The 21,545-nt window shown below is 72.2% G+C and carries 13 protein-coding genes and 4 pseudogenes; 4 read left to right on the top strand and 13 right to left on the bottom strand.

The window, feature by feature from the left end:
* The first annotated feature begins 211 nt into the window (after nt 1-211).
* Nucleotides 212-949: a 16S rRNA (uracil(1498)-N(3))-methyltransferase gene (locus IE168_RS12605; protein ID WP_189498778.1), complete on the top strand. Its 738-nt coding sequence runs from the start codon at nt 212-214 to the stop codon at nt 947-949.
* Between the two features lie 24 nt (nt 950-973).
* On the opposite strand, the gene IE168_RS12600 is transcribed toward IE168_RS12605, so the two are convergent.
* From IE168_RS12600 to IE168_RS14875, 4 genes and pseudogenes are all read right to left on the bottom strand, one after another.
* On the bottom strand, nt 974-1,459 hold the full coding sequence (locus IE168_RS12600; RefSeq protein ID WP_189498776.1) for a chemotaxis protein CheW: 486 nt from the start codon (nt 1,457-1,459) through the stop codon (nt 974-976).
* Between the two features lie 11 nt (nt 1,460-1,470).
* Nucleotides 1,471-3,114: a chemotaxis protein CheB gene (locus IE168_RS12595; RefSeq protein WP_189498773.1), complete on the bottom strand. Its 1,644-nt coding sequence runs from the start codon at nt 3,112-3,114 to the stop codon at nt 1,471-1,473.
* Nucleotides 3,107-5,968, bottom strand: a pseudogene (locus IE168_RS14880) (response regulator); the annotation flags it as partial. The pseudogene IE168_RS14880 and the gene IE168_RS12595, both read right to left, overlap by 8 nt.
* Nucleotides 5,969-6,066: 98 nt before the next feature.
* A pseudogene (locus IE168_RS14875) lies at nt 6,067-6,429 on the bottom strand (hypothetical protein); the annotation flags it as partial.
* Between IE168_RS14875 and IE168_RS14870 the strand changes: the two are divergent.
* A pseudogene (locus tag IE168_RS14870) lies at nt 6,331-6,813 on the top strand (hypothetical protein); the annotation flags it as partial. The pseudogenes IE168_RS14875 and IE168_RS14870 overlap by 99 nt on opposite strands.
* On the opposite strand, the pseudogene IE168_RS14865 reads toward IE168_RS14870, so the two are convergent.
* The 5 genes and pseudogenes from IE168_RS14865 to pilG all read right to left on the bottom strand — a co-directional run.
* Nucleotides 6,749-10,060, bottom strand: a pseudogene (locus IE168_RS14865) (FimL-related protein); the annotation flags it as partial. The pseudogenes IE168_RS14870 and IE168_RS14865 sit on opposite strands and share 65 nt — an antisense overlap.
* Before the next feature lie 10 nt (nt 10,061-10,070).
* Entirely contained in the window at nt 10,071-12,092 is a 2,022-nt protein-coding gene (locus tag IE168_RS12570) for a methyl-accepting chemotaxis protein (protein WP_189498771.1), read from the bottom strand.
* Nucleotides 12,093-12,123: 31 nt separating this feature from the next.
* On the bottom strand, nt 12,124-12,678 hold the full coding sequence (locus tag IE168_RS12565; RefSeq protein WP_189498769.1) for a chemotaxis protein CheW: 555 nt from the start codon (nt 12,676-12,678) through the stop codon (nt 12,124-12,126).
* 1 nt (nt 12,679) lies between these two features.
* Nucleotides 12,680-13,045 carry a response regulator transcription factor gene (locus IE168_RS12560; protein ID WP_189498767.1) on the bottom strand — a complete coding sequence of 122 codons (366 nt, stop codon included), beginning with the start codon at nt 13,043-13,045 and terminating at the stop codon, nt 12,680-12,682.
* Between the two features lie 19 nt (nt 13,046-13,064).
* The gene (gene pilG, locus IE168_RS12555; protein WP_189498764.1) at nt 13,065-13,466 is read right to left on the bottom strand and encodes a twitching motility response regulator PilG; all 402 of its coding nucleotides are present in this window, start codon (nt 13,464-13,466) and stop codon (nt 13,065-13,067) included.
* Between the two features lie 176 nt (nt 13,467-13,642).
* Here pilG and gshB point away from each other — a divergent pair, with 176 nt between their 5' ends.
* Entirely contained in the window at nt 13,643-14,605 is a 963-nt protein-coding gene (gshB, locus tag IE168_RS12550) for a glutathione synthase (RefSeq protein WP_189498762.1), read from the top strand.
* 25 nt (nt 14,606-14,630) lie between these two features.
* Nucleotides 14,631-15,503, top strand: a complete 873-nt coding sequence (locus IE168_RS12545; protein WP_189498760.1) for an energy transducer TonB — start codon at nt 14,631-14,633, stop codon at nt 15,501-15,503.
* 4 nt (nt 15,504-15,507) lie between these two features.
* Here the strand turns inward: IE168_RS12545 and tsaB are convergent, their stop codons facing one another.
* The 4 genes from tsaB to mrcB all read right to left on the bottom strand — a co-directional run bounded on the left by tsaB (nt 15,508) and on the right by mrcB (nt 21,545).
* A complete protein-coding gene (tsaB, locus tag IE168_RS12540; RefSeq protein WP_189498758.1) occupies nt 15,508-16,245 on the bottom strand; it encodes a tRNA (adenosine(37)-N6)-threonylcarbamoyltransferase complex dimerization subunit type 1 TsaB in 738 nt (245 codons plus the stop codon).
* A 119-nt stretch (nt 16,246-16,364) separates the two neighbouring features.
* Complete coding sequence (yoaA, locus tag IE168_RS12535) at nt 16,365-18,479, bottom strand: DNA repair helicase YoaA (protein WP_189498756.1); 2,115 nt, start codon at nt 18,477-18,479, stop codon at nt 16,365-16,367.
* Nucleotides 18,480-18,570: 91 nt separating this feature from the next.
* Nucleotides 18,571-19,119 (bottom strand): tetratricopeptide repeat protein, encoded by a 549-nt coding sequence (locus IE168_RS12530; protein WP_189498754.1) that lies wholly within the window; start codon nt 19,117-19,119, stop codon nt 18,571-18,573.
* Nucleotides 19,116-21,545, bottom strand: a complete 2,430-nt coding sequence (mrcB, locus tag IE168_RS12525; protein WP_189498752.1) for a penicillin-binding protein 1B — start codon at nt 21,543-21,545, stop codon at nt 19,116-19,118. Before mrcB ends, IE168_RS12530 begins: the two co-directional genes overlap by 4 nt.

Raw genomic sequence — 21,545 nt, 5'->3', positions numbered from 1 at the left:
TCGGCCAGATCCGCGTGATCCGCGTAAATCCGTGGCAAAAAATGCTTCTGGTTCGTCGCCTGTGCGTGGTTGGAGCTGCAGTGGCTCTTGCGCAGGCAGCGGTCGCAGCTATAGCTGCTCCTACAAAAACAAAAGCAGAATCAAAGGCTTTTGCTCCATCCGTGGAAATCCGCCCTGACCCGTGCAGATCCGTGGCAAACAAAGGACCCCCATGCGCCAGAATCGCGAGTACGTGGACCAGCCCCTGACCGTCGGTGCGAGCGTGACGCTGCCCGACACCGCCGCGGCGCACCTGCTGCGGGTGCTGCGGCTCGGGATCGGCGACGCCTGCGTGCTGTTCAACGGCGACGGCTTCGACTACGAATGCAGGATCTCGGCCGCCGGCAAGCGCGGCGGCGAAGTCGAGGTGCTGGCGGCACGCGAAGTCGACAACGAGTCGGCGCTGCGCATCGTGCTGCTGCAGGGCGTGGCCCGCGGCGAGAAGATGGACTGGATCCTGCAGAAGGCGACGGAGCTGGGCGTAGCCGGCTTCATACCCGTGAACAGTGAGCGCAGCGAGGTGCGGCTCGATGCTGCCCGCGCGGAAAAGCGGCTGGCGCACTGGCAGGGCGTGGTGGCGTCGGCCTGCGGCCAGAGCGGGCGCGCGAGGGTGCCGGCGGTGGCGGCGCCGGTGCCGCTGGCCGAGGCGGTGGCCGGACTCCCCGCCGACGCGCTGAAGCTGACTCTGGACCCGACGGCGGAGGCCGCGGTACGCGGACTGGCCGACCCGCGCGGGCGCAGCATCGTGGTCGCGATCGGGCCCGAAGGCGGCTGGTCGCCACGCGACCGCACGGTGCTGTCCGAGGCGGGCTTCGAGGGCCTTCGGCTGGGTCCGCGCATCCTGCGCACCGAGACCGCGGGCATCGCGGCGATCAGCGCGCTGCAGGCGGCGTTCGGCGACCTCGCCTGACGCGCGGGCCGCGCGCCGACGCGCTCAGGCCGCCAGCGCCTCGCGGATCGCGCCCTCGATTGCGTCGACGTCGGGCAGCAGCGCGGGTTCGTCGTTGAGCAGCACGTGCATCAGCACGCACGGCGGCAGCGCTTCCGCACCTTCGCCATCGCCCTCGCCGGCGTTCGCCACCAGGGCCTCGCGCGACACCGTGACCAGGCGCGGGAAGCCCTTGGTCAGCAGCGCCACGTAGGGCAGGCGTGCATCGCCGCCCAGGGCCTTGAGCACCACCACCTTGCTGCCCAGGCCGCCAGCCTCCTCGGCGATGCCGGACAGCCGCGAGAACGAGGCCAGCGGCAGCTGCCAGCCGCGCCAGCGGATGCGGCCCAGCAGCCAGTGCGGGGCGTCGGCCACCGGTTCGGGATCGGCGTAGGACAGCACTTCGGCGATCGTGGCGTTGGGCAGCAGCAGGCGCGCGCCCTCGACCTGGATGAGCACGCCGCGGATGTCCTGGATGGCAGTGGAATTCATGTGGGATCTCGTCAGGGCCAACGGTCGACCAAGGCCTGGGCCAGGTCGCCGGGCTCGGCGGACACGGCCCCGCGCGCGACCAGCGCGGTCACGGCGGCGCCGTCGTAGCAGCTCTCCGGAGCCTGGGCGAGCAACAGCCCACCGGCGTCCGCCATCGCCGTCGCGCGCTCGACGCGGTCGACGCTGGCGCCGCTCAGGAAGACCAGCGCGCTGTCGGCGGCAGGCAGTGCGTCATAGCCGGTGGCGCGGCCGTCATCGGCATCGGCGAACCGCAGCCGTGCGCGGTCCTCGACCACCGTGATGCCCGGCGGCAGGAAGTAGACGGTGCCGGCTTCGGCTGCGCCGCCGGCTTCGGCCAGCTGCACAGGCAGCACGCTGGCGCGCTGCATCTGCTGCACCAGGCGGTCGTAGCGGCCGCCGTCGAGCTGCAGCCGCACCAGCACGGTGCGCGCGAACGCCTCGCCGAGGCCCGCAAGCAGCTGGCGGACGGCGTCGGGGCCACCCAGCCCCGCTTCCACGATCACCGCGCCGCGGAGCTGGCCGTGGCCGTAGCTGTCCGGATCCACCAGCGACATGCTGTCCAGGCGCGACGACAGCGCGTCGAGATCAATGGCGCCGCTGTCGGCGTCGCGGCTGCCGATCGGTCCCGCGTCGTCGTCGGCCAGCGACAGGCCATCGAGGCGCGACTCGAGCGCCTCGAGATCGACCGCAGCGGTGGCGTCGCGGACGGACAGCGGCGCGTCGTCATCGGCAAGCGACAGGCCGTCACCGAGCGACAGCGGGTCGCGCACGTCCGGCGCGGGCGTTTCGCGGGCCGGCGCTTCCGGCTCGCCGGGAGCGTCGACGCCGGCGCCGTGGAGATCCGCAGCCTGGCCGCCGCCGGGCCCGGGCGCGAGGACTTCGTCCAGGCCCTGCACGGCTTCGGGCGCGTCGGCCCCGTCGTAGCTGCCGCGCGATGCGGAGGTGCTGGCAAGCAGTTCCGCCAGCGCGGGATCCTCGGCGAGCGTGAGCTCGTCCGCACCGCCCGACGACCAGTCCATGTCCTCCGCGGCGAGCAGGCCGGTAAAGCCGGAGGACTCTTCGAAGGGCGCCCCATCGGCCGGCGGCCCGTCGGTCGGCGACGTCGCGGAGAACGGCTCATCGGCGGACGGCGCGTCGAAGTCGCCCGCGCGCGGCACGTCCGTCGCCAGTTCATGCGCCGCATCGGCCAGCGCACCGACGTCGACGCTCTCCGGATCGAATTCCCGTTCCGGCAGGCCGCCCGGCACCGGATGCACCGCGTCCTCGGACCCGGCCCCCGGCGGCAGCACGTTCGCGTGGCCATTGAGCTTCGCCGCCAGGTGGCGCACCCAGCGTGCGGCATCCCAGCCGTCGCGGCGCGCGGCCACCTCGGCCTCGTCGAACATCACCAGCACGCCGGGATCCGACAGCAGCGCGTCGTAGCGCTCCAGCGCATCCTCGATCGCCGGCTCCAGCGCGACCAGCACGGCGCCCGGACGCAGGGCGACCGCCTCGTCGGGATCGCCATCCTGCGGGTCGACCGAGCGCAGCAGTTCGGCACCGGCATCGGCCAGCGCCGATTCAAGGCGCTGCCTGGCCTCGCCCTCGCGGGCCAGCAGCAGCACGCGCACGGCCTGGCCTCCGTCCTCAGCCATGGCGGGCGGTCTTCAGCAGGTCGTTGACGTTGCGCAGCAGCTCGTTCTCCTGGTAGGGCTTGCCCAGGTAGCGCTCGACGCCGATCTCGAACGCGCGCTGGCGATGCTTCTCGCCGGTGCGCGAGGTGATCATGATGATCGGCACGTTGCGCAGGCGCGGGTCGCCCTTCATCGCGGTGGCCAGCTCGTAGCCGTCCATGCGCGGCATCTCGATGTCGAGCAGCATCAGGTCGGGCACGCGCTCGGCCATGCGCTCCAGCGCGTCGAGGCCGTCCTTCGCGGTGGAGACCTCGAAATTGTGGCGTTCCAGCACGCGCCCGGTGACCTTGCGCATGGTGATCGAGTCGTCGACCACCATGACCAGCGGCACGCGGCGCTGCTCGGGCGTCTCCCCCGGCGCGGCATCGCGCGGCAGGGCGACCTGCTGGCGGCGCACCAGCGGCGCGATGTCCAGGATCACCACCACGCCGCCGTCGCCCATGATCGTCGCGCCGAAGATGCCCGGCACCGAGGCGACCTGGGGGCCGACCGGCTTCACCACGATCTCGCGGTTGCCGGTGATCTGGTCCACCGCCACCGCGACGCGCAGGTCGCCGGAGCGGATCAGCAGCAGCGGCATCTGCAGATGGCCCTCGGCGCGCGCCGAGGCATGGCCGACCAGGCCGCCGAGGTCGTGCACGGCGTAGTCCTCGCCACCGTAGGAGTAGCTGGCGCCCTCGCGCTCGAAGTCCTCGCGGGCGATGCGGCCCACGCCGCGCACCGAGGCGATCGGCACCGCGAAGCTGGTCTCGCCGATCTTGACGAACACCGCCTGCGTCACCGCCAGCGTCTGCGGCAGGCGCATGGTGAAGGTCGTGCCCTTGCCGCGCTGGCTGGCGATGTCGAGCGCGCCGCCGAGCTGGCGGACTTCGCTGGCCACCACGTCCATGCCGACGCCGCGGCCGGCCAGGCGGCTGACCTCGTCGGCGGTGGAGAAACCGGGCTGGAAGATCAGGGTGTCGAGGTCGCCATCGGCCAGCACCGCGTCCTCGCGCAGCAGGCCGCGCTCGATGCCGCGGCGACGGATCGCATCGCGGTCGAGGCCACTGCCGTCGTCGGCGACTTCCAGCACGACTTCCGAACCTTCGCGGCGCACCGAGATGCGCACCGTGCCCTCGTCGGCCTTGCCGGCGTCGCGACGCGCGCCCGGCTTCTCCAGGCCGTGCGCGACGGCATTGCGGAGCATGTGCTCCAGCGGCGCGGTCATGCGCTCGAGCACGTTGCGGTCGAGCTCGCCCTGGGCGCCGTCCAGCCTGAGCTGGGCGTGCTTGCCGGTTTCCGACGCCGCCTGGCGCACCACGCGGCGCAGGCGCGGCACCAGCGAATCGAAGGGCACCATGCGCGTGCGCATCAGGCCTTCCTGCAGCTCCGAGCTCACGCGCGACTGCTGCAGCAGCAGGGTCTCGTACTGGCGGGTCAGGTCGTCGAGGGTGCCCTGCAGGCTCGAGAGGTCGGCCGCGGACTCACCGAGCGCGCGCGAGAGCTGCTGCAGGGTCGAGAAGCGGTCGAGCTCGAGCGGGTCGAAGGTCGCGTCGGCGGTCTCCTGCTCGCGCTGGTAGCGGGCGATGATCTGCGCTTCGGTCTCGATGTCGAGGCGGCGGAGCTGGTCGCGCAGACGCATGTTGGTCTGCTCCATCTCGCCCATCGCGCCGCGGAAGGCACCAAGCTGCTGCTCGAGGCGCGCGCGGTAGATGGCCACCTCGCCGGCGTAGTTCACCAGGCGGTCGAGCAGGTCGGCGCGGATGCGCACCTGCTCCTGTGGCGCACGGACGGTGATGTCGTCCTCGTCGCCCTGGAGCGGATCGGCGATCGGCGCGGTCAGCGGCTTGAGCTCGACCACCGGCGCGGGCACGCGCTGCGCAGGCGCCGACAGCGCCTCGGCGGACAGCTCCTCGCCGCGGGCGCGGGCGTCGAAGGCATCGATCAGCGCCTGCGAAGGACTGATCGCGCGGCGCTCGCCGACGCGCGTGACCATCGCGTGGAGGCGGTCGAAGCCGCGCTCGAGCAGGGGCACGTCGCTGCGCGACAGGTCGAAGCGCTGCTCCGAGACCGCCTCGAGCAGCGACTCCATCGAGTGCCCGAGTTCGCCGATGGCGAAAACGCCTGCCATGCGCGCGCCGCCCTTGAGCGTATGCAGGTCCCGCTGCAGGCCGACCAGGGATTCACGGTCGTCCGCCGATTCGCGCAGCTTCGCGAGCAGGCCGTCGGAGTGGTCGAGCAGGTCGCGGCCTTCCTCGACGAAGATGTCGACCAGCTCGGTGTCCAGGCCAGTGAAATCGAATTCGGCGTCAGGGTCCTCGTCGGCCGGGATCGCGGCCAGCATCGCGGCGCTGGCCGCGGCGACGGCGCGCTCGGCGTCCATGCGCTCGGCGGCGAGGCGCTCGGCTTCGGCGCGTTCGGCAGCGAGACGTTCGGCCTCGACACGCTCGGCTTCGGCGCGTTCGGCGGCGAGACGTTCGGCCTCGACACGCTCGGCTTCGGCGAGCTCGGCGGCGATGCGCTCGGCTTCGACCCGCTCCGCTTCCAGGCGCTCGGCCTCGAGGCGCTCGAACTCCATGCGTTCGGCTTCAAGCCGCTCGGCTTCCAGACGCTCCGCTTCGAGACGTTCGGCCTCGAGACGCTCGGCCTCGAGGCGTTCGAGTTCGAGGATCCGGGCTTCGAGCTCGGCGAGCTCCAGGCGCTCGGCTTCGGCGCGCTCGGCTTCGAGGCGCTCCTGTTCGAGGCGCTCCTGTTCGAGGCGCTCCTGTTCGAGGCGCTCCTGTTCGAGGCGCTCCTGTTCGAGGCGCTCCTGTTCGAGGCGCTCGGTTTCGAGGCGCTCCTGTTCCAGGCGCGCCATCTCGGCGCGTTCGGCTGCGACGCGCTCCGACTCGATACGCTCCGACTCGGCGCGCTCGGCCTCCAGACGCTCGGCTTCGAGGCGTTCGGCTTCAAGACGGTCTGCTTCAAGCCGTTCCGCCTCAAGACGCTCGGCTTCGAAACGCTCCGCTTCAAGGCGGTCTGCTTCAATCCGCTCCGCTTCAAGGCGGTCTGCTTCAATCCGCTCCGCTTCAAGGCGGTCTGCTTCAATCCGCTCCGCTTCAAGGCGGTCTGCTTCAATCCGCTCCGCTTCAAGGCGGTCTGCTTCAATCCGCTCCGCTTCAAGGCGGTCTGCTTCAATCCGCTCCGCTTCAAGGCGGTCTGCTTCAATCCGCTCCGCTTCAAGGCGGTCTGCTTCAATCCGCTCCGCTTCAAGGCGGTCTGCTTCAATCCGCTCCGCTTCAAGGCGGTCTGCTTCAATCCGCTCCGCTTCAAGGCGGTCTGCTTCAATCCGCTCCGCTTCAAGGCGGTCTGCTTCAATCCGCTCCGCTTCAAGGCGGTCTGCTTCAATCCGCTCCGCTTCAAGGCGGTCTGCTTCAATCCGCTCCGCTTCAAGGCGGTCTGCTTCAATCCGCTCCGCTTCAAGGCGGTCTGCTTCAATCCGCTCCGCTTCAAGGCGGTCTGCTTCAATCCGCTCCGCTTCAAGGCGATCTGCTTCAATCCGCTCCGCTTCAAGGCGGTCTGCTTCAATCCGCTCCGCTTCAAGGCGGTCTGCTTCAATCCGCTCCGCTTCGAGACGCTCCGCTTCGAGACGCTCCGCTTCGAGACGCTCCGTTTCGAGACGCTCGGCTTCGAGACGCTCGACTTCGAGACGCTCGACTTCGAGGCGCTCGGATTCAAGGCGTTCCGCTTCAACACGTTCCGCCTCGAGACGCTCCGCCTCAATGCGCTCGGCTTCAAGCCGCTCCGCTTCGAGACGTTCGGCTTCGGCGCGCTCCGCCGCTGCGCGCTCGGCTTCCGCGTCCGCTTCGGCCTGCGCGGCAGCCTCCCGGTCCACGTCGCCGTCGGCAGCAACCGTGCCGAAACCCGCGTACTCGCTCAGGTCGATGTCGACCAGCTGCGCTCCAGGCAGGTCGGCGACCGCCTCGTCCGCGTGGGTCGCGTCCGCGGCCATCGCCTCGAAGTCCAGCGGCGCCGGCTCCGGCAGGCTGTCCCGGAGCGCCAGCAGGCGCGCGGCCAGGGCGGCGGCAACGGGCACCTGCGGGGTCGCCGACTGCAGCCCGACGATCGCGGCGCGTGTGATCGCGGCCAGCTCGCCGATGGCCGCGATGCCATCGCCCGTCGCCGGGATCCCGGCCGCCAGCAGGCGGCGCACATAGCCTTCCGCGGGCGTAAGCGCCTGGGCGACCGTCGGCAGCTCGGTCATCGCGAACGCGCCGTTCATCGTATGCAAGGCGCGCAACAGGTCCTCGGACGCCCCGGCACCACCGCCCGCGGCACGCTCCATCCACGCATCCACGGTCGCCAGGTGGCCGGTGACCTCGGCGTCGAGGATCTCGAGCAGCAGCGCATCGACCGACGCCGGCACCATCTCGATGACGGCCTCCGCGGCGGCGCCTGCCGGCAGCGAACCGGCCTCGACCGCCCCTGCACCATCGGCCTCGAGTTCGACCTCGGGCTGCGGCGCGTCGGCGACGGCCTCGACGCCGTCGGCGGCTGCTTCCTCGTCCACCACAGGCGGCGCGGACAGGGCCGGTATGGTGGAAACGGACGCGGCGGCGGCCTCGTCGGGCATGGCCTCGTCACCGGCGGCGATGCGGTCGGCCGAAGCCTGCATGCGCTCGAGGTCGGCCTGCACCGCGCCGTCACCGCGCAGCGCGGCCTGCAGCTGCGGCAGGGTGTAGAACGCCTGGTCGACCATCGCGACCACGGCCGGGCTGGCCACCCGCGTGCCGTCCAGCACGCGGTTGAGCATGTTCTCGATCTTCCAGCTGAACTCGCCGAGCGTGCGCGCGCCCACCAGGCGGCCGCTGCCCTTCAGGGTGTGGAACACGCGGCGGATCGGCCGCAGGCGCTCCACGTCGTCGGGCTGCGCGCGCCACAGCGGCAGCAGCTGGTCGAGGTTGTCGATCTCCTCGGCGAATTCCTCGAGGAAGACTTCGCGGATCTCGTCGTCGATCTCGTCGCCGGTGGCCTCGAAGCCGTCCTGTCCCGCGGCCGCGGCGATGGCCCCCACCGCCGCTGCGGGCGCTTCGTCAGGCTGCGCGGCGAGCGGCGCCTGCGCGTCGGCGGACCCGGCGCCGCCGCGGTCGATCAGCGCCGCGACCGTGCGCTCGATGTCGGCTTCGCTCACCATCGGCGGCGCCACCGCGGCCTCGGTCTCGTCCTGACCCGGCGTGCGTTCGGCCGGCAGCGGCCAGTAGCCCAGGCTCTCCAGGCTGTGGCGGCTGACGTCCAGGATCTCGTCGCGGTTGAAGCGCCGCTCGCGCAGCGCCTCGAGGTAGTACTCCAGGCTCGCCAGCGCGTCGGCGAACGTGTCCAGCTGGCGGCCGTTGGGCACGCGCCGGCTGGCGATCAGCTCGTCCTCGATGTAGCGGCGCACGCCGGTCAGGTAGGCGGCGGGCTGCGGTAGCTCGAGCATCTGCAGCGCACCGGACACCTCGCCCAGCAGGCGCGGCACTTCGGCCAGTTCGGCGTGGTCCCAGCCGGTCTCGATGAAGGCGACGAAGGCCTGGCGGGCGTCCGCGAAGTTGGCGATCGCCTCGCGCGCGAGCACGTCCAGCACCTTGTCGGCCTCGCCTGCGGCGAGATCGCCCTGCCCGGGCGCGTCCTGGTCGCCCGCGCCCAGGCGCGCGACCTGATCGTCCAGAGTGGCATCGACGTAGAGCAGCGCACCGGCGACGTCGAGCAGCGCGCCCTCGTCGGCGGGCTTGCGGCCGTCGACGATGTCCGCCATCGCCGTGCGCTGCTGGTCCACCACGCCGCGCGCGACGCCGAGGCCGAGCATGCCGAGCGTGTCGGCGACGCGGCCCAGCGCCTCGACCTGCGGCGCCAGCCGCGACAGATCGGTTTCGGCGGTGCGCAGGTGCAGGTCGAGGGCGTCCTTGACCCGCAGCAGGTCTTCCTTGACGGCCGCGGCCACGGTGTCGAGCAGCGCGCGGTTGCGGCCGCTCATGCTGCCCTGGGCGTGGCTGATCTCGGAGTCGGTCGGAAGCTGCCGCTGCAGCTCGAAGGTGTCGTGCAGCGCACGCAGCGCGGGGTGGTCCGCGCTCGCGTGGGCGGCGTGGTAGAGCAGCTGGCGGGTGGGCTCGAGCGCGGACTCGGCGCGTGGCACGCCGAAGCCGTCGTCCTCGAACAGCCGCCGCGATTCGCGCTCGACGCTGGCAAACGCCTGGCGCAGCGCCGGGGTCGCCTGCAGCGCGCCATCGGCCACGGCCCTGGCCACCGACGACGCCACCCACAGCATGCGCCGCGCGGGCTCGGCCTGGACATGGTCGAGCAGCGACCCGAGGGCGGCCGACAGCGCGCCCGCGTCGGCCGGGCCACCGGTCTCGGGCCACGCGGCCATCGATGCGCGCAGGTCGGCCAGCAAGGGCTGGGCGCGCGCGTTGCGCACCGGCACCGGGTCGTTGGCGACCGCGGCGCGGGGCACGTCGCCCGGCAGCGGACGCTGCAGGTCGGGCGCGAACAGCACGCTTTCGGACAGCCCCGGCTCGCCGCGCGCGGCGCGCAGGTCGTTGAGCAGCGGCAGCAGGACGATCGGGATGTCCTTGTGGCCGCTCTGCAGGCGCTCGAGATAGTCGGGCAGCAGCACCACGCCGCGCATCAGCATCGCGCAGGCACCGTCGCGGTCGGCCACGGCGCCTTCCTGCAGCGCCTGGGCCAGGCGCTCCATCTCCTCGGCCACCATCGCCGGCGCATACAGCTCGACCATGCGCAGCGTGCCCTGCACCTGGTGCAGGTAGCCCGCGCAGAAGCGCATGCGGCTGGTGTCGGTGGGGTCGGCGGCGAAGTCCTCGATCTCGATCCGCGCCTGGCGCAGGGTCTCGTCGAGCTCCGGCTTGACCCAGCCGAGCGTGGTGTAGTCGATGGCGTCGCGCAATGCCGTCATGGGACTGGAATCAGGCCGGCAGCTTGAAGTCGGCGACCGAGCGGCGGAGGTCCGCCGCCAGCTGCGCGAGGTTTCCGATCGAGGCCGCCGTCTGGTTGGCGCCCTGCGAGGTCTGCGCGGTGATCGACTGGATCGTGTTCATGGTCTCGGTGATGTTCGAGGCCGCCGCGGACTGCTGCTGCGAGGCGCTGGAAATGCCTTCAATCAGCGACGCGAGGCTGGTCGACACGTTTTCGATCTCGCCCAGCGCGGTGCCGGCGTCCTCGGCCAGGCGCGCACCGGCCACCACCTCGGAGGTCGTCTGCTCCATCGAGCTGACGGCTTCGTTGGTGTCGGACTGGATGGTCTCGACGAGCGTCTCGATGCGCTTGGTCGCGTTCGAGGCGCGTTCGGCGAGCCGCTGCACTTCGTCGGCCACGACCGCGAAGCCGCGGCCCGCTTCACCGGCCGACGCCGCCTGGATGGCCGCGTTCAGCGCCAGGATGTTGGTCTGCTCCGAGATGTCGTTGATGAGTTCGACGATCGAGCCGATCTCCTGCGAGCTTTCGCCCAGGCGCTTGATGCGCTTGGAGGTTTCCTGGATCTGGTCGCGGATCGAGTCCATGCCGGCGATCGTCTCGCGCACCACGCCCGCGCCCTTGGTCGCGATCTGCACCGAGCGCTGCGCCACGTCCGCGGATTCGGCGGAGTTGCGCGACACCTGATTGATCGACTGCGCCATCTCGTTGATGCGGTCGGAGGCGGAATTGATCTCCTGCGCCTGGTGCTCGGCGGCCTCGGCCAGGTGCATGGCGGTGGCCTGCGTCTCCTGGGCGCTGGACGCCACCTGCACGGAGGTGTCATTGATCGTCTGCACCAGGCTGCGCAGCTGCTCGACGGCGAAGTTGATCGAGTCGGCGATGGCGCCGGTCATGTCCTCGGTCACCGTCGCCTTCACCGTCAGGTCGCCTTCGGCGAGCGAGCCCATCTCGTCCAGCAGGCGCATGATCGCCTCCTGGTTGCGGTTGTTGAGCTCCATCGTGGTCTCGTAGCGCACGCGCTGGTCGCGGCTGAGTTCGCGCAGCAAGCCGACGATGGCCAGCAGCGCCAGCGCGCCGAACACGATCGAGATCCAGATGTTGCCGAGGATCGAGGTGTCGTTGAGCGAGCCGAAGGTGGTCAGCGCCTGGAACAGCGACTCGCTGTCGGCCAGCAGCTTGTTGGAGCCGGTGGCCAGCGCGGCCGCGGCGGTCTGCGCGCCGAAGAGGTTCTGCGAGCTGGACAGGATCGCGTCCAGGTCCTTCTTCATCTCCTCCCACTGCGTGGTCGCCTGGGCCAGCGCGGCCAGGGCGCCGGCGTTGGCCAGCGGCTGCACGTTCATCGCCTCGTCGCCCGAGCGCAGGCCGGTGAGCACCTGTTCGAACACGCCCGCGTCTCGCGCCAGCGCATCGCCGGCCACCGACGCCGCGGCGCCGCCAGCCTGGATCTCGGTGACGCGGCGCGCCATGGTCGAGGCCAGCACCACCTCGCGCAGGGCGATGTAGATCTGCGACGACGGCGAGCCGCTCGCCGACATCGCGCGCACCACCTCGTCGAGCTGCGCCTGCAGCTGCGGCACCGCCTGGGTGAAGCGCTGGGCGTTGCCGGCGAAGGCCACGACCGCGCCTTCGGACGCGATCACCTGCTCGGCGCTGGCCGACAGCGGCTCCCAGGTCGCGGCCACGGTGCGGATCTCGGCGGCGACGTCGGGCGTGTCGCCGAAGTTGGCCACCAGCTGCTGGATGTCGCTGTCGATGGCGGCCTTGGTGGCCTTGAACGCCGCGTAGGCCTCGGTGCTGCCGTCGACCGCCTCCCGCCCCTGGTTGGCCAGGCGCTGCGAGTTCACCTGCAGGCTGGAGGCCGCGGTACTGGCGCCACCCAGGCGCGAGGCCTTGGTCATCGCGTAGATCGTGTTGCCGGCGAAGATCGCCAGCGAGGCGATCAGCAGCCAGATCCAGACCTTGGCGCCGATGGTCCGGGCCTTCCCGGTTCCGTTGTCGATGACGTTGCTCATGCGATGTCCCCTGGCCTTTCCGATTGCGGCGTCAGGCCGCTGCTTGTCTGAATTCCGGAGTGCGCGACAGCCGGTCCAGGCTGAAGACGCCCCATGCGTGGCCGCCCACCTTGTAGGCGCGATCGATGAAGCCCGAATAGCGCCCGCCGGCGAGGGCCTCGTGCGACGACTGCTGCTCTTCCAGGAAGCTGCGCTGGCCGAACAGTTCGTCGATGGTCACCGCGACGTTGCCGCCCGGCTGGCGCACCACCAGCACCCGCTGGCCCTCGTGCATCACCGTGCGCTCGCCTTCCAGGAACAGGCGCAGGTCGACCACCGGCAGCAGGGTGCCGCGGATATTGGCCACGCCCAGCATCCACGGCTGCGCGCCGGGCACCGGCGTGAGCTGCGGCAGCGGCAGGATTTCCACCACTTCGTCGAAGCCCGAGGCCAGCAGGCGCTGGCCGACGCGGTAACCGACCCCGCGCCACAGGCCCGGGGCATCGAGCTGCTCGGGCAGGCCGACGACGTGCGCCAGGCTGCGCCGTTCGAAGCCCGCGAGGACCTCGAAGGGCTCCTCCCGGCGGACGGTGTCGCGCCGGGCCACTTCAGCCGCCCAGCAGCGCGTTGATGCGCTCGACCAGATCGGCCTCGACGGGCGGCTTGACGACGTAGCCGCGGGCCCCCTGGCGCATGCCCCAGGCCTTGTCCGTCTCCATGCCCTTGGTGCTGACGATCAGCACCGGGATGTGGCCGGTCGCCGCGTCGCGCGACAGCGCGCGGGTGGCCTGGAAGCCGTTCATGCCCGGCAGCACCACGTCCATCAGCACGAGGTCGGGCAGTTCGGCGCGGGCGGCCTCGATGCCGTCCTCGGCATTGGCGCGCGCGATCACCTCGTGCCCATTGCGCTCGAGGAGCTGGGTCAGCACCGCGGTGTCGGTCGGCGAATCCTCGATCAGCAGGATCTTTGCCATGGTGTACCTGTCCCCCCGGTCAGGTGTTGACGTGCGTTCGGATCGCGTCGAGGAGTTCCTCGCGCGTGAAAGGCTTGGTGACGTACTGCTCGGAGCCGACGATGCGCCCGCGCGCCTTGTCGAACAGGCCGTCCTTCGAGGACAGCATGATCACCGGCGTCTGCTTGAACAGCTGGTTGTTCTTGATCAGCGCGCAGGTCTGGTAGCCATCCAGACGCGGCATCATGATGTCGACGAAGATGATCTGCGGGCGCTGGTCGGCGATCTTGGCCAGTGCCTCGAAGCCGTCGGTGGCGGTAACCACCTCGGCGCCTTCCCGGCGCAGCAGCGTCTCCGCGGTGCGACGGATGGTTTTCGAGTCATCGATCACCATCACGCGCAGGCCTTCCAGGCTGCCGGCGCGGTTGTGGTCCTGCGTCATCGTGTCTCCCCGTGCATGGCGCCTGCACTTCGGCGCCACTGCGAACGTCTATCTTGCAGCCCGCCGCAGCAGTGTCAAGCACGGCTTGCGCGTTCAGGGCGCAGGGTCGCGCAATCGCTGCCAGGGCTACCACGGCAGCTGATAACATTTGTCAGCAACTGCCGTGGAATGCCCGTATGCCGCTTGATGTCGTCGTCGTGATGGACCCGATCGGGTCGATCAAGGTCGCGAAGGACTCCACCTTCGCCATGCTCCTCGAGGCGCAGCGCCGCGGCCACCGGCTGCACTACGTCCTGCGCGGCGGACTGTCGATGGACGGCGGACGCGCACGCGCGCTGGCGGCGCCGCTCACGGTGCGCGACGACGCCAGCGACTGGTACGAACTGGGAGCGCCGTCACATCGCGACTTCACCGCTGGCGACGTCGTACTGATGCGCACCGACCCTCCGGTCGACGCCGACTACATCCACGACACCCAGATCCTCGACATGGCCCGCCTGGCCGGCGCCAACGTGGTCAACGACCCGCGCGGCCTGCGCGACCTCAACGAGAAGCTGGCCGCGCTGCTGTTCCCTCAGTGCTGCCCACCCACCCTGGTCAGCCGCGAGGCCGCCGCGCTCAAGGCCTTCGTCGCCGAACACGGCCAGGCCGTGCTGAAGCCGCTGGACGGCATGGGCGGGCGCTCGATCTTCCGCGCCGCGGCCGGCGAGGCGAACCTCAACGTGATCCTGGAGACGCTGACCGACGGCGGCCGTCACCTGGCCATGGCCCAGCGCTATCTGCCCGAGATCAGCGAGGGCGACAAGCGCATCCTGCTGATCGACGGCGTGCCGGTGGACTACTGCCTGGCGCGGATCCCGCAGGGCGACGAGTTCCGCGGCAACCTCGCCGCCGGCGGCCGCGGCGAGGGCCGCCCGCTGAGCGAGCGCGACCGCTGGATCGCCGCACAGGTCGGCCCGGAGATGGTCAGGCGCGGCATGCGCTTCGTCGGCCTGGACGTGATCGGCGACTGGCTGACCGAGGTCAACGTCACCAGCCCGACCTGCATCCGCGAGCTCGACGCGCAGTTCGGGCTCAACATCGCCGGCCAGCTGTTCGACGCGATCGAACGCGGCGCGCCGGCCGCCGCCGGCGCGTGACGTCCGCGCGCGCACCGCGGCAGCCGTGAGCACGATGGCGGCCCCCGGGGGCGTCGGCGAACCCCAGCGCCTGGGCGCCACCATGGTGCTGTCGCTGCTGGTGCACGCGATGCTCGTGCTCGGCGTCGGCTTCGCGCTCGAAGAGGCGGCGCCGGTGCTGCCCACGCTCGACGTCATCCTCACCCGCACCACCAGCCCGCTGACCCAGGCCCAGGCCGACTTCCTCGCCCAGGCGAGCAACCAGGGCGGCGGCGAGGACGAGGCCAGCCGCCGCCCGCGCGACGCCCAGGCCGGCCACCTGCCGCAGGACGAGGCCGGCGTCGCCCAGCGCGAGTCGCGCGCGCAGTCGCCCGACGCCGCGCCGCCGCCGGAAGCGCGGGTGGTCGCCAGCCGTCGCGGCGAGGACGCGATGCCGAGCCCCGAGGCCACGCCGCGGGTCGACGAGCAGGTGCTGCCGCCCGGCCCGGAGCGGATCGAACGCGACCTGGCGATGGCACGCCTGGCCGCCGAGATCCATCTGCAGTCCGAGCGCTACGCCAAGCGCCCCAAGCGCAAGTTCGTGTCCGCGTCGACGCAGGAATGGGCTTACGCCACCTACCTGCGGGCCTGGGTCGACCGGGTCGAGCGCGTGGGCAACCTCAACTATCCCGACGAGGCGCGGCGCCGGCAGCTGTCGGGCACCCTGGTGATCAGCGTCGCGATCCGCCGCGACGGCTCGGTCGAACGCGCCGAGGTGATCCAGTCCAGCGGCGTGCGCCTGCTCGACGACGCCGCGCTGCGCATCGCTCGCCTCGCCGAGCCCTATCCGCCGCTGCCGCAGACCGACGAGGAGATCGACGTCCTCCACGTCACCCGCACCTGGAACTTCCTGCCAGGCGGCGAGCTGGTCGACGACTGAGCGCTCAGCCGCGGGCCGCGCGCGCCGCGGCCTGCTCGGCCAGGGTCAGGGCGACGGCGTTGCGCAGGTAGGCGGGCTCGACCAGCTCCGGCGCCACCGCGCGGCCGGCTGCCATGGCCAACGCGCCGAGCCGCGCCAGGTCGCCGGCACGCGGCAGCGCGGCGGCATCGGCCGACGCCAGCCGGTCGCCGAGGCGACGCGCCAGCGCGCCGTCCGCGGCGGCGAAGCCGGTGCCGGCGCCGATCCAGCGACCGCCAGCGGGCAGCTCCACCGCCTCGGGCGCGGACACGGTTTCCGGCGACAGCGCGCGCACGCCGCCACCCTCGCGGACGAAGCCGCCCGCATAGACCTCGCCCATGCGCGCGTCGATCGCGGCGAGGACGTGGTCGCAGGCGTGCACCGCGACGTCCGGCGCGCCCGCGCCCTGCCCGCGCAGCGCGCCGAGCGCCAGCACCGCCAGCGTCGACACCGGCAGCAGCGGCCGGTCCAGCGCCAGCGCGATGCCCTGGGCGATGGAGATGCCCAGGCGCACGCCGGTGAACGCACCCGGGCCGCGGCCGACGGCGATCGCGTCCAGTTCGCTGCGGCGCAGGCCGGCCTCGGCCAGCAGCGCCTCCGCCCAGGGCAGCACCAGCTCCGCGTGCCGCCGCGGCGCGACTTCGAAGCGCTCGCGCACCGCGCCGTCGACCATCACGGCGACGGAGCAGGCTTCGGTGGTGGTCTCGATGGCGAGCAGTCGCATGGGGCAGGCAGGAGGCAGGCGGGGCGACAGGGTAACGCCTCCACGCGGGGTGGCCGGCATCCGGCGGCCACCACGGCTGTCGACGTCGGCCCCTGCGGGACGCGAACGGCGCTGCCGCCCTACCCTTCCCGGGTGTCGGCGAAGAATGCCACCGCGTCGCCGACGTCACGGGTGCGCGGGAACGGCGGCAGCGAGTCGAGGAAGCGGCGGCCGTAGCCCTTGCCGAGCAGGCGCGGGTCGCAGAGCACCAGCACGCCGCGGTCGGTCTCGGTGCGGATCAGCCGGCCCACGCCCTGCTTGAGCGCGATCACCGCCTGCGGCACCTGCTCGTCGCGGAAGGGATTGCCACCGGCGCGGCGGATCGCCTCCAGCCGCGCCTCGAACACCGGATCGTCGGGGGCTGCGAACGGCAGCTTGTCGATCACCGCCACGCTCAACGCACCGCCGGCCACATCCACGCCCTCGCGGAAGCTGGCCGCACCCAGCAGCACGCCGTTGCCCGATTCGCGGAAGCGCTGCAGCAGCACGTGGCGCGGCGCCTCGCCCTGCACGAACAGCGGCCACGGTCCATCACGCAGGCCCTCGGCGGCCTCGCGCAGCGCGCGGTGCGAGGCGAACAGCAGGAAGGCGCGGCCGCCCGAGGCCTCGAGCACCGGGCGCACCGCGGCGGTGATGGCGGTGGTGTAGTCGCGCGACGACGGCTCCGGCAGGCCCGGCGGCAGGTAGCACAGCGCCTGGGTGGCCCAGTCGAAGGGGCTCGGCACCAGCAGCGTGCGCGGCTGGTACAGGCCCAGCCGGCGCGCGAGATGGTCGAAGCGGCCTTCCACCGCCAGCGTGGCGGAGGTGAACACCCAGGCCGCGCGCGAGCGCTCGCGGTGGGCGCGCAGCGGGCCGGAGACGTCCAGCGGAGTGCGCTGCAGGCGGAAGCCGCGCGGCGAGAGTTCGTACCAGCGCACGTCGTCGTCGCGGGTGGGGGCGGCCTCTTCGGCGTCGTCGCTGTCATCCGCCGCCTCCGCTGCGGCCCGATCGTCGTCCTGTCCGGCGTCGCGGCCGCCATCGTCGAGGTCGCGCCAGCGCCCCAGCCGGCCATGGTGGTCGCGGGCGCGCAGCAGGCAGGCCTCGAGGCCGGGCGCGGCATCGGCCAGCGGTGCCAGCGCGTCGGCCAGCGCCAGCAGCGCCGCCTTCAGCGCGTCGAGCTCCTCCACCACCTCGGGCACCGCCAGCAGCTGCGGCCGGGTGCCGCGCGCGGGCAGCCCCTCCATCGCCGCGCGCAGCTGGCGCGTGGCCTGCTCCAGCACCCGTGCCGGCTCCTGCAGCGTCGCCAGCGCGCCCGCGACCTCGCGGCACTCGGAGATCGCGTCGCGGGCCAGCTCCACCAGCGGCCGCGCCGACAGGCCTTCGCCGAAGAACTGCGCCGCCAGCTCCGGCAGCTGGTGGGCCTCGTCGATCACGAAGGCCTCCGCGCCGGGCAGGATCTCGCCGAAGCCCTCCTGCTTCAGCGCCAGGTCGGCCAGCAGCAGGTGGTGGTTGACCACCACCACGTCGGCCTCCTGCGCGCGCTGCCGGGCCTGGACCACGAAGCACTCGCCCCAGAACGGACACTCGCTGCCCAGGCAGTTCTCGGCGGTCGAGGTCACCATCGGCAACAGCGGCGAATCCTCGGGCAGAGATTCAAGCTCCGCCAGGTCGCCCATCCGGGTGCGCCCGCTCCAGGCCACGATGCGCTGGAAATGCGAGGCCTGGGCCGGGGTCTGGAAGCGGTTCTCGCCGCGCGCGCGCTCCAGCCGGTGGCGGCAGAGGTAGTTGGCGCGCCCCTTCAGCAGGGCCGTGCGCAGGCCGCGGCCCAGGGCGTCGCGCACCCGCGGCAGGTCGCGGTGGTAGAGCTGGTCCTGCAGCGCGCGGGTGCCGGTGGAGACGATGGTCTTGCGGCCCGACAGCAGCGCCGGGACCAGGTAGGCGAAGGTCTTGCCGGTGCCGGTGCCGGCCTCGGCCAGCAGCGGCTCGCGGTCCTCGAACGCCGAGGCCACGGCGGCCGAGAGGTCCTGCTGGGCCCCGCGCGGCCGGAAGCCCGGCAGCACCGAGGCCAGCAGGCCGTCGTCGGACAGCGCGGCGCGGCTCTGGCGGGCGAGCGCGCACTCGTGCGCCGCATCGTCGGCGCTGGCCGCGGCGTCGGCATCGGGCGCGGGTTCGTCGAAGGCCGCAGGCACGGCCGCGATGGATCCGGGAGTGTTCATCAGGTCGACATGATCGCCGCAAACCACGGCCGGCGGGGTCGCCCGAGCGCGCACGCCGTCGTCGGGATTGCCGCCGGCCCGGCGTGGCGCGTCACCAGCGCGGCGGGGGCGCGACCCGGCAGGCTTCGATCGCGGCCTTCGCGGTGGCCGCGGCCGCGGCGTCGCCCTGGACCAGGGCGACCTGCTCCAGCGTGGCCTGGTGGCGCCGGCACAGCGGGCCGACGCCGGAGCCGAGCGACTGCGCACGCGCGGCCAGCTCCCCGGCCAGCGCGTGGTCGCCGAGCAGGATCGCGGCTTCCGCGCGCTCCTGCAGCAGCGCCGGATCGTCCGCGACCAGCGCGATGGCCTGGTCGAGGGCTTCGGCGGCGTCGCGGTGGTGCCCCTGCTGCTGCAGGCGCTCGGCCCGCTGGCGCAGGTCCTCGACCTGGCTGTCGCGCAGCGGCTGCACGTCCAGTTCGCCGTCGCCGTCACCCGCGGCCGCGCGGATGGTGGCGACCATTGCAGCCGGCGTGGCCGTGGTCAGCGACTGCGTCGCCGGCGCCTCGGGCGTGCTCGCGCAGGCCGCGAGAGCGAGCAGCAGGACGGCGGGCGTGGCGCGCAGCACGCGTGCGACGGGAAAGCGGGTGCGGAGGGGCGTCATGGCTCGATGTCCTGCGGAGGGGGCGTGGATTCCGGCCGACCGGACGATTCGTCCGTCGCCGGCTGCTGCCCGGTGGCCGGATCGCGGCCGCGGCCGAAGCCGAACCACTCGCGCCAGCCACCACTGGACTCCTCTTCCGGCGGCGGCGCGACGACGCAGGGCTGCCACGGCGGCGCGAAGCCTTCGGCGAAGGCAAACCGCCGCGCACCGGCGCAGTCCGCGTCCGTGCTGTGGTTGCCCACCACCCAGCTCCATTCCAGGCCCTTGGCCTGGACCCGCAGCGGCGCGCTGGGCAGGCGGGCGAAGGTCGCCGACCACACCCGCATCGCGCCGGTGGCGCCGTACAGGCCGGTCTGCTCGTTCTTGTCGTTGCCGACCCAGACCACGGCGAGGTGGTCGCCGGTCCAGCCGGCGTACCAGCTGTCGCGGCCGTCGTTGCTGGTGCCGGTCTTGCCGGCGGAATCGAGCCGGCCGAGACCGTCGTTCACCAGCTGTCGCCCGGTGCCGGAGCTGACCGCGTGCTGCAGCGCCACCGTCACCAGCCGCGCCGCGGTGCGGTCGCCGTCGTCGGGCTGGCGCGGGGCCTTGTCGTAGCGGTTGAGCACGCGGCCTTCGGAATCGAGCACGCCGCGCACGGTGTACAGCGGCTGGATCTCGCCGTCGGACGCCAGGAACTGGTACAGCTGCGCCATCGCGTACGGCGTCTGGTCCACCGAGCCCAGGATCAGCGCCGGATTGGCCACCGCGTCGATCCCGGCCAGCTGCTTCATCAGCTGCGCCAGCCGCTCCGGGCGCATCGCCATGCCCACGCGGACGGTGGCCTGGTTGTACGAGCGCGCCAGCGCGTCGATCAGGCGCACGCTGCCGTGGCTGCGGCCGTCGGAATTGCCGGGCGACCAGCGCTTGCCGTTGTCCAGCGTCACCGTCACCGCCGAGTCGTCGACCCAGGTCGCCAGCGAATACCGGTCGGGCAGCGCCAGCGCGAGCAGGTAGACGAAGGGCTTGAGCAGCGAACCCACCGGACGGTGCGCCTCGATCGCGCGGTTGAAACCGGGCATGGCGAAGTCGCGGCTGCCGACCACCGCCACCACCTGGCCGCTGTGCACGTCGGTGACCACCACGCCCGCCTCGAGGTCGGGGCGCTTGCGGCTGTCGAGCGACTCCAGCGTCTTCGTGACCGCGCTTTCCGCATAGGCCTGGGCCGAAGGCGCCATCGCCGTCATCACCGCAAGGCCCGCGCCCTGCAGCTCGTCGGCGGAATAGTCGCTGGCGAGGTGGCGGCGGACGACGTCGATATAGGCCGGGAAGCGGTTGGCGGCGATGCTGCCCGGCGCGCTGGTGATGCCCAGCGGCGCGGCCACCGCGCGGTCGTGCGTGGCCTGGTCGATGAGGCCGGTCTCGAGCATTTCGCCCAGCACGAAGTCGCGGCGCGTCTTCGCGCGCTCCGGATGGCGGCGCGGGTCGTAGTACGACGGGCCGCGGATCAGGCCGACCATCAGCGCCACCTGCTCGGTGGACAGATCGTCGAGCTGGCGCCCGAACCAGTACTCCGCGCCGGCGGCCACGCCGCGGATGGCCTGGTTGCCACGCTGTCCGAGATAGACCTGGTTGAGGTAGGCCTCGAGGATCACGCCCTTGCCGTAGCGCGCCTCGATGATCAGCGCGTACAGGATCTCGTTGATCTTGCGGGTCCAGGTCTGCTCGCGGCCGATGCCGAGCAGGCCGCTGCGCGCGAGCTGCTGGGTCAGCGTGCTGGCGCCCTGCCGCGCCTCGCCGGCCTTGAGGTTGATCCAGGCCGCGCGCGCGATGCCGCGCACGTCGATGCCGTGGTGGTGGGCGAAATCGCGGTCCTCGACCGCCTGCAGGGCGTCGGTGAGCTGCTGCGGCACCTCCTGCACGCGCACCAGCCGGCGCTCCTCCTGCTGGCGGCCGTAGAGCGTGGCGATGCGCGCCGGGTCCAGGCGCACGCGCTCGGCATCGCGATCCGCCACGAGGTCGCGCACGCTGCCGACGGCGCCCTTGGCCAGTCGCACCTCGACCCGGCTCGCCGCGACCTGGCCGTCGACGTCGGTGAAGCCGCGGCTGGCGATCGTCCAGCGGCCGTCCTCGCTGGCCCAGGTACCGGGCCGCAGGCCGTCGCCTTCGCGGTAGCCGGCCGACTCCAGCTCGAGCTTCAGCGCGCGCGCGTCCATCGCCACGCCCGGCGCCAGCTCCAGCGGCCTGGCGTACACGCGGGTGGGCACCTGCCACTGCAGCTGGCCGAAGCGTTCGCCGACCTGGTGGTTCAGGTACAGCATGTACGGAACGAGGAAACCGAGGCCCAGGCCGGCGACGGCCAGCAGCCAGGTCAGCAGCGTGCGTCGCCAGTCGCGGCGCGGACTGCCGGAATCGTCGTGGTCGTCTTCGTCGTAGTCGATGCGTGCCAT

This window comes from Luteimonas padinae (assembly GCF_014652935.1).
In the GTDB taxonomy this organism is placed as follows: Bacteria; Pseudomonadota; Gammaproteobacteria; order Xanthomonadales; family Xanthomonadaceae; genus Luteimonas; species Luteimonas padinae.
This window is presented reverse-complemented; position numbering and strand designations above follow the sequence as displayed.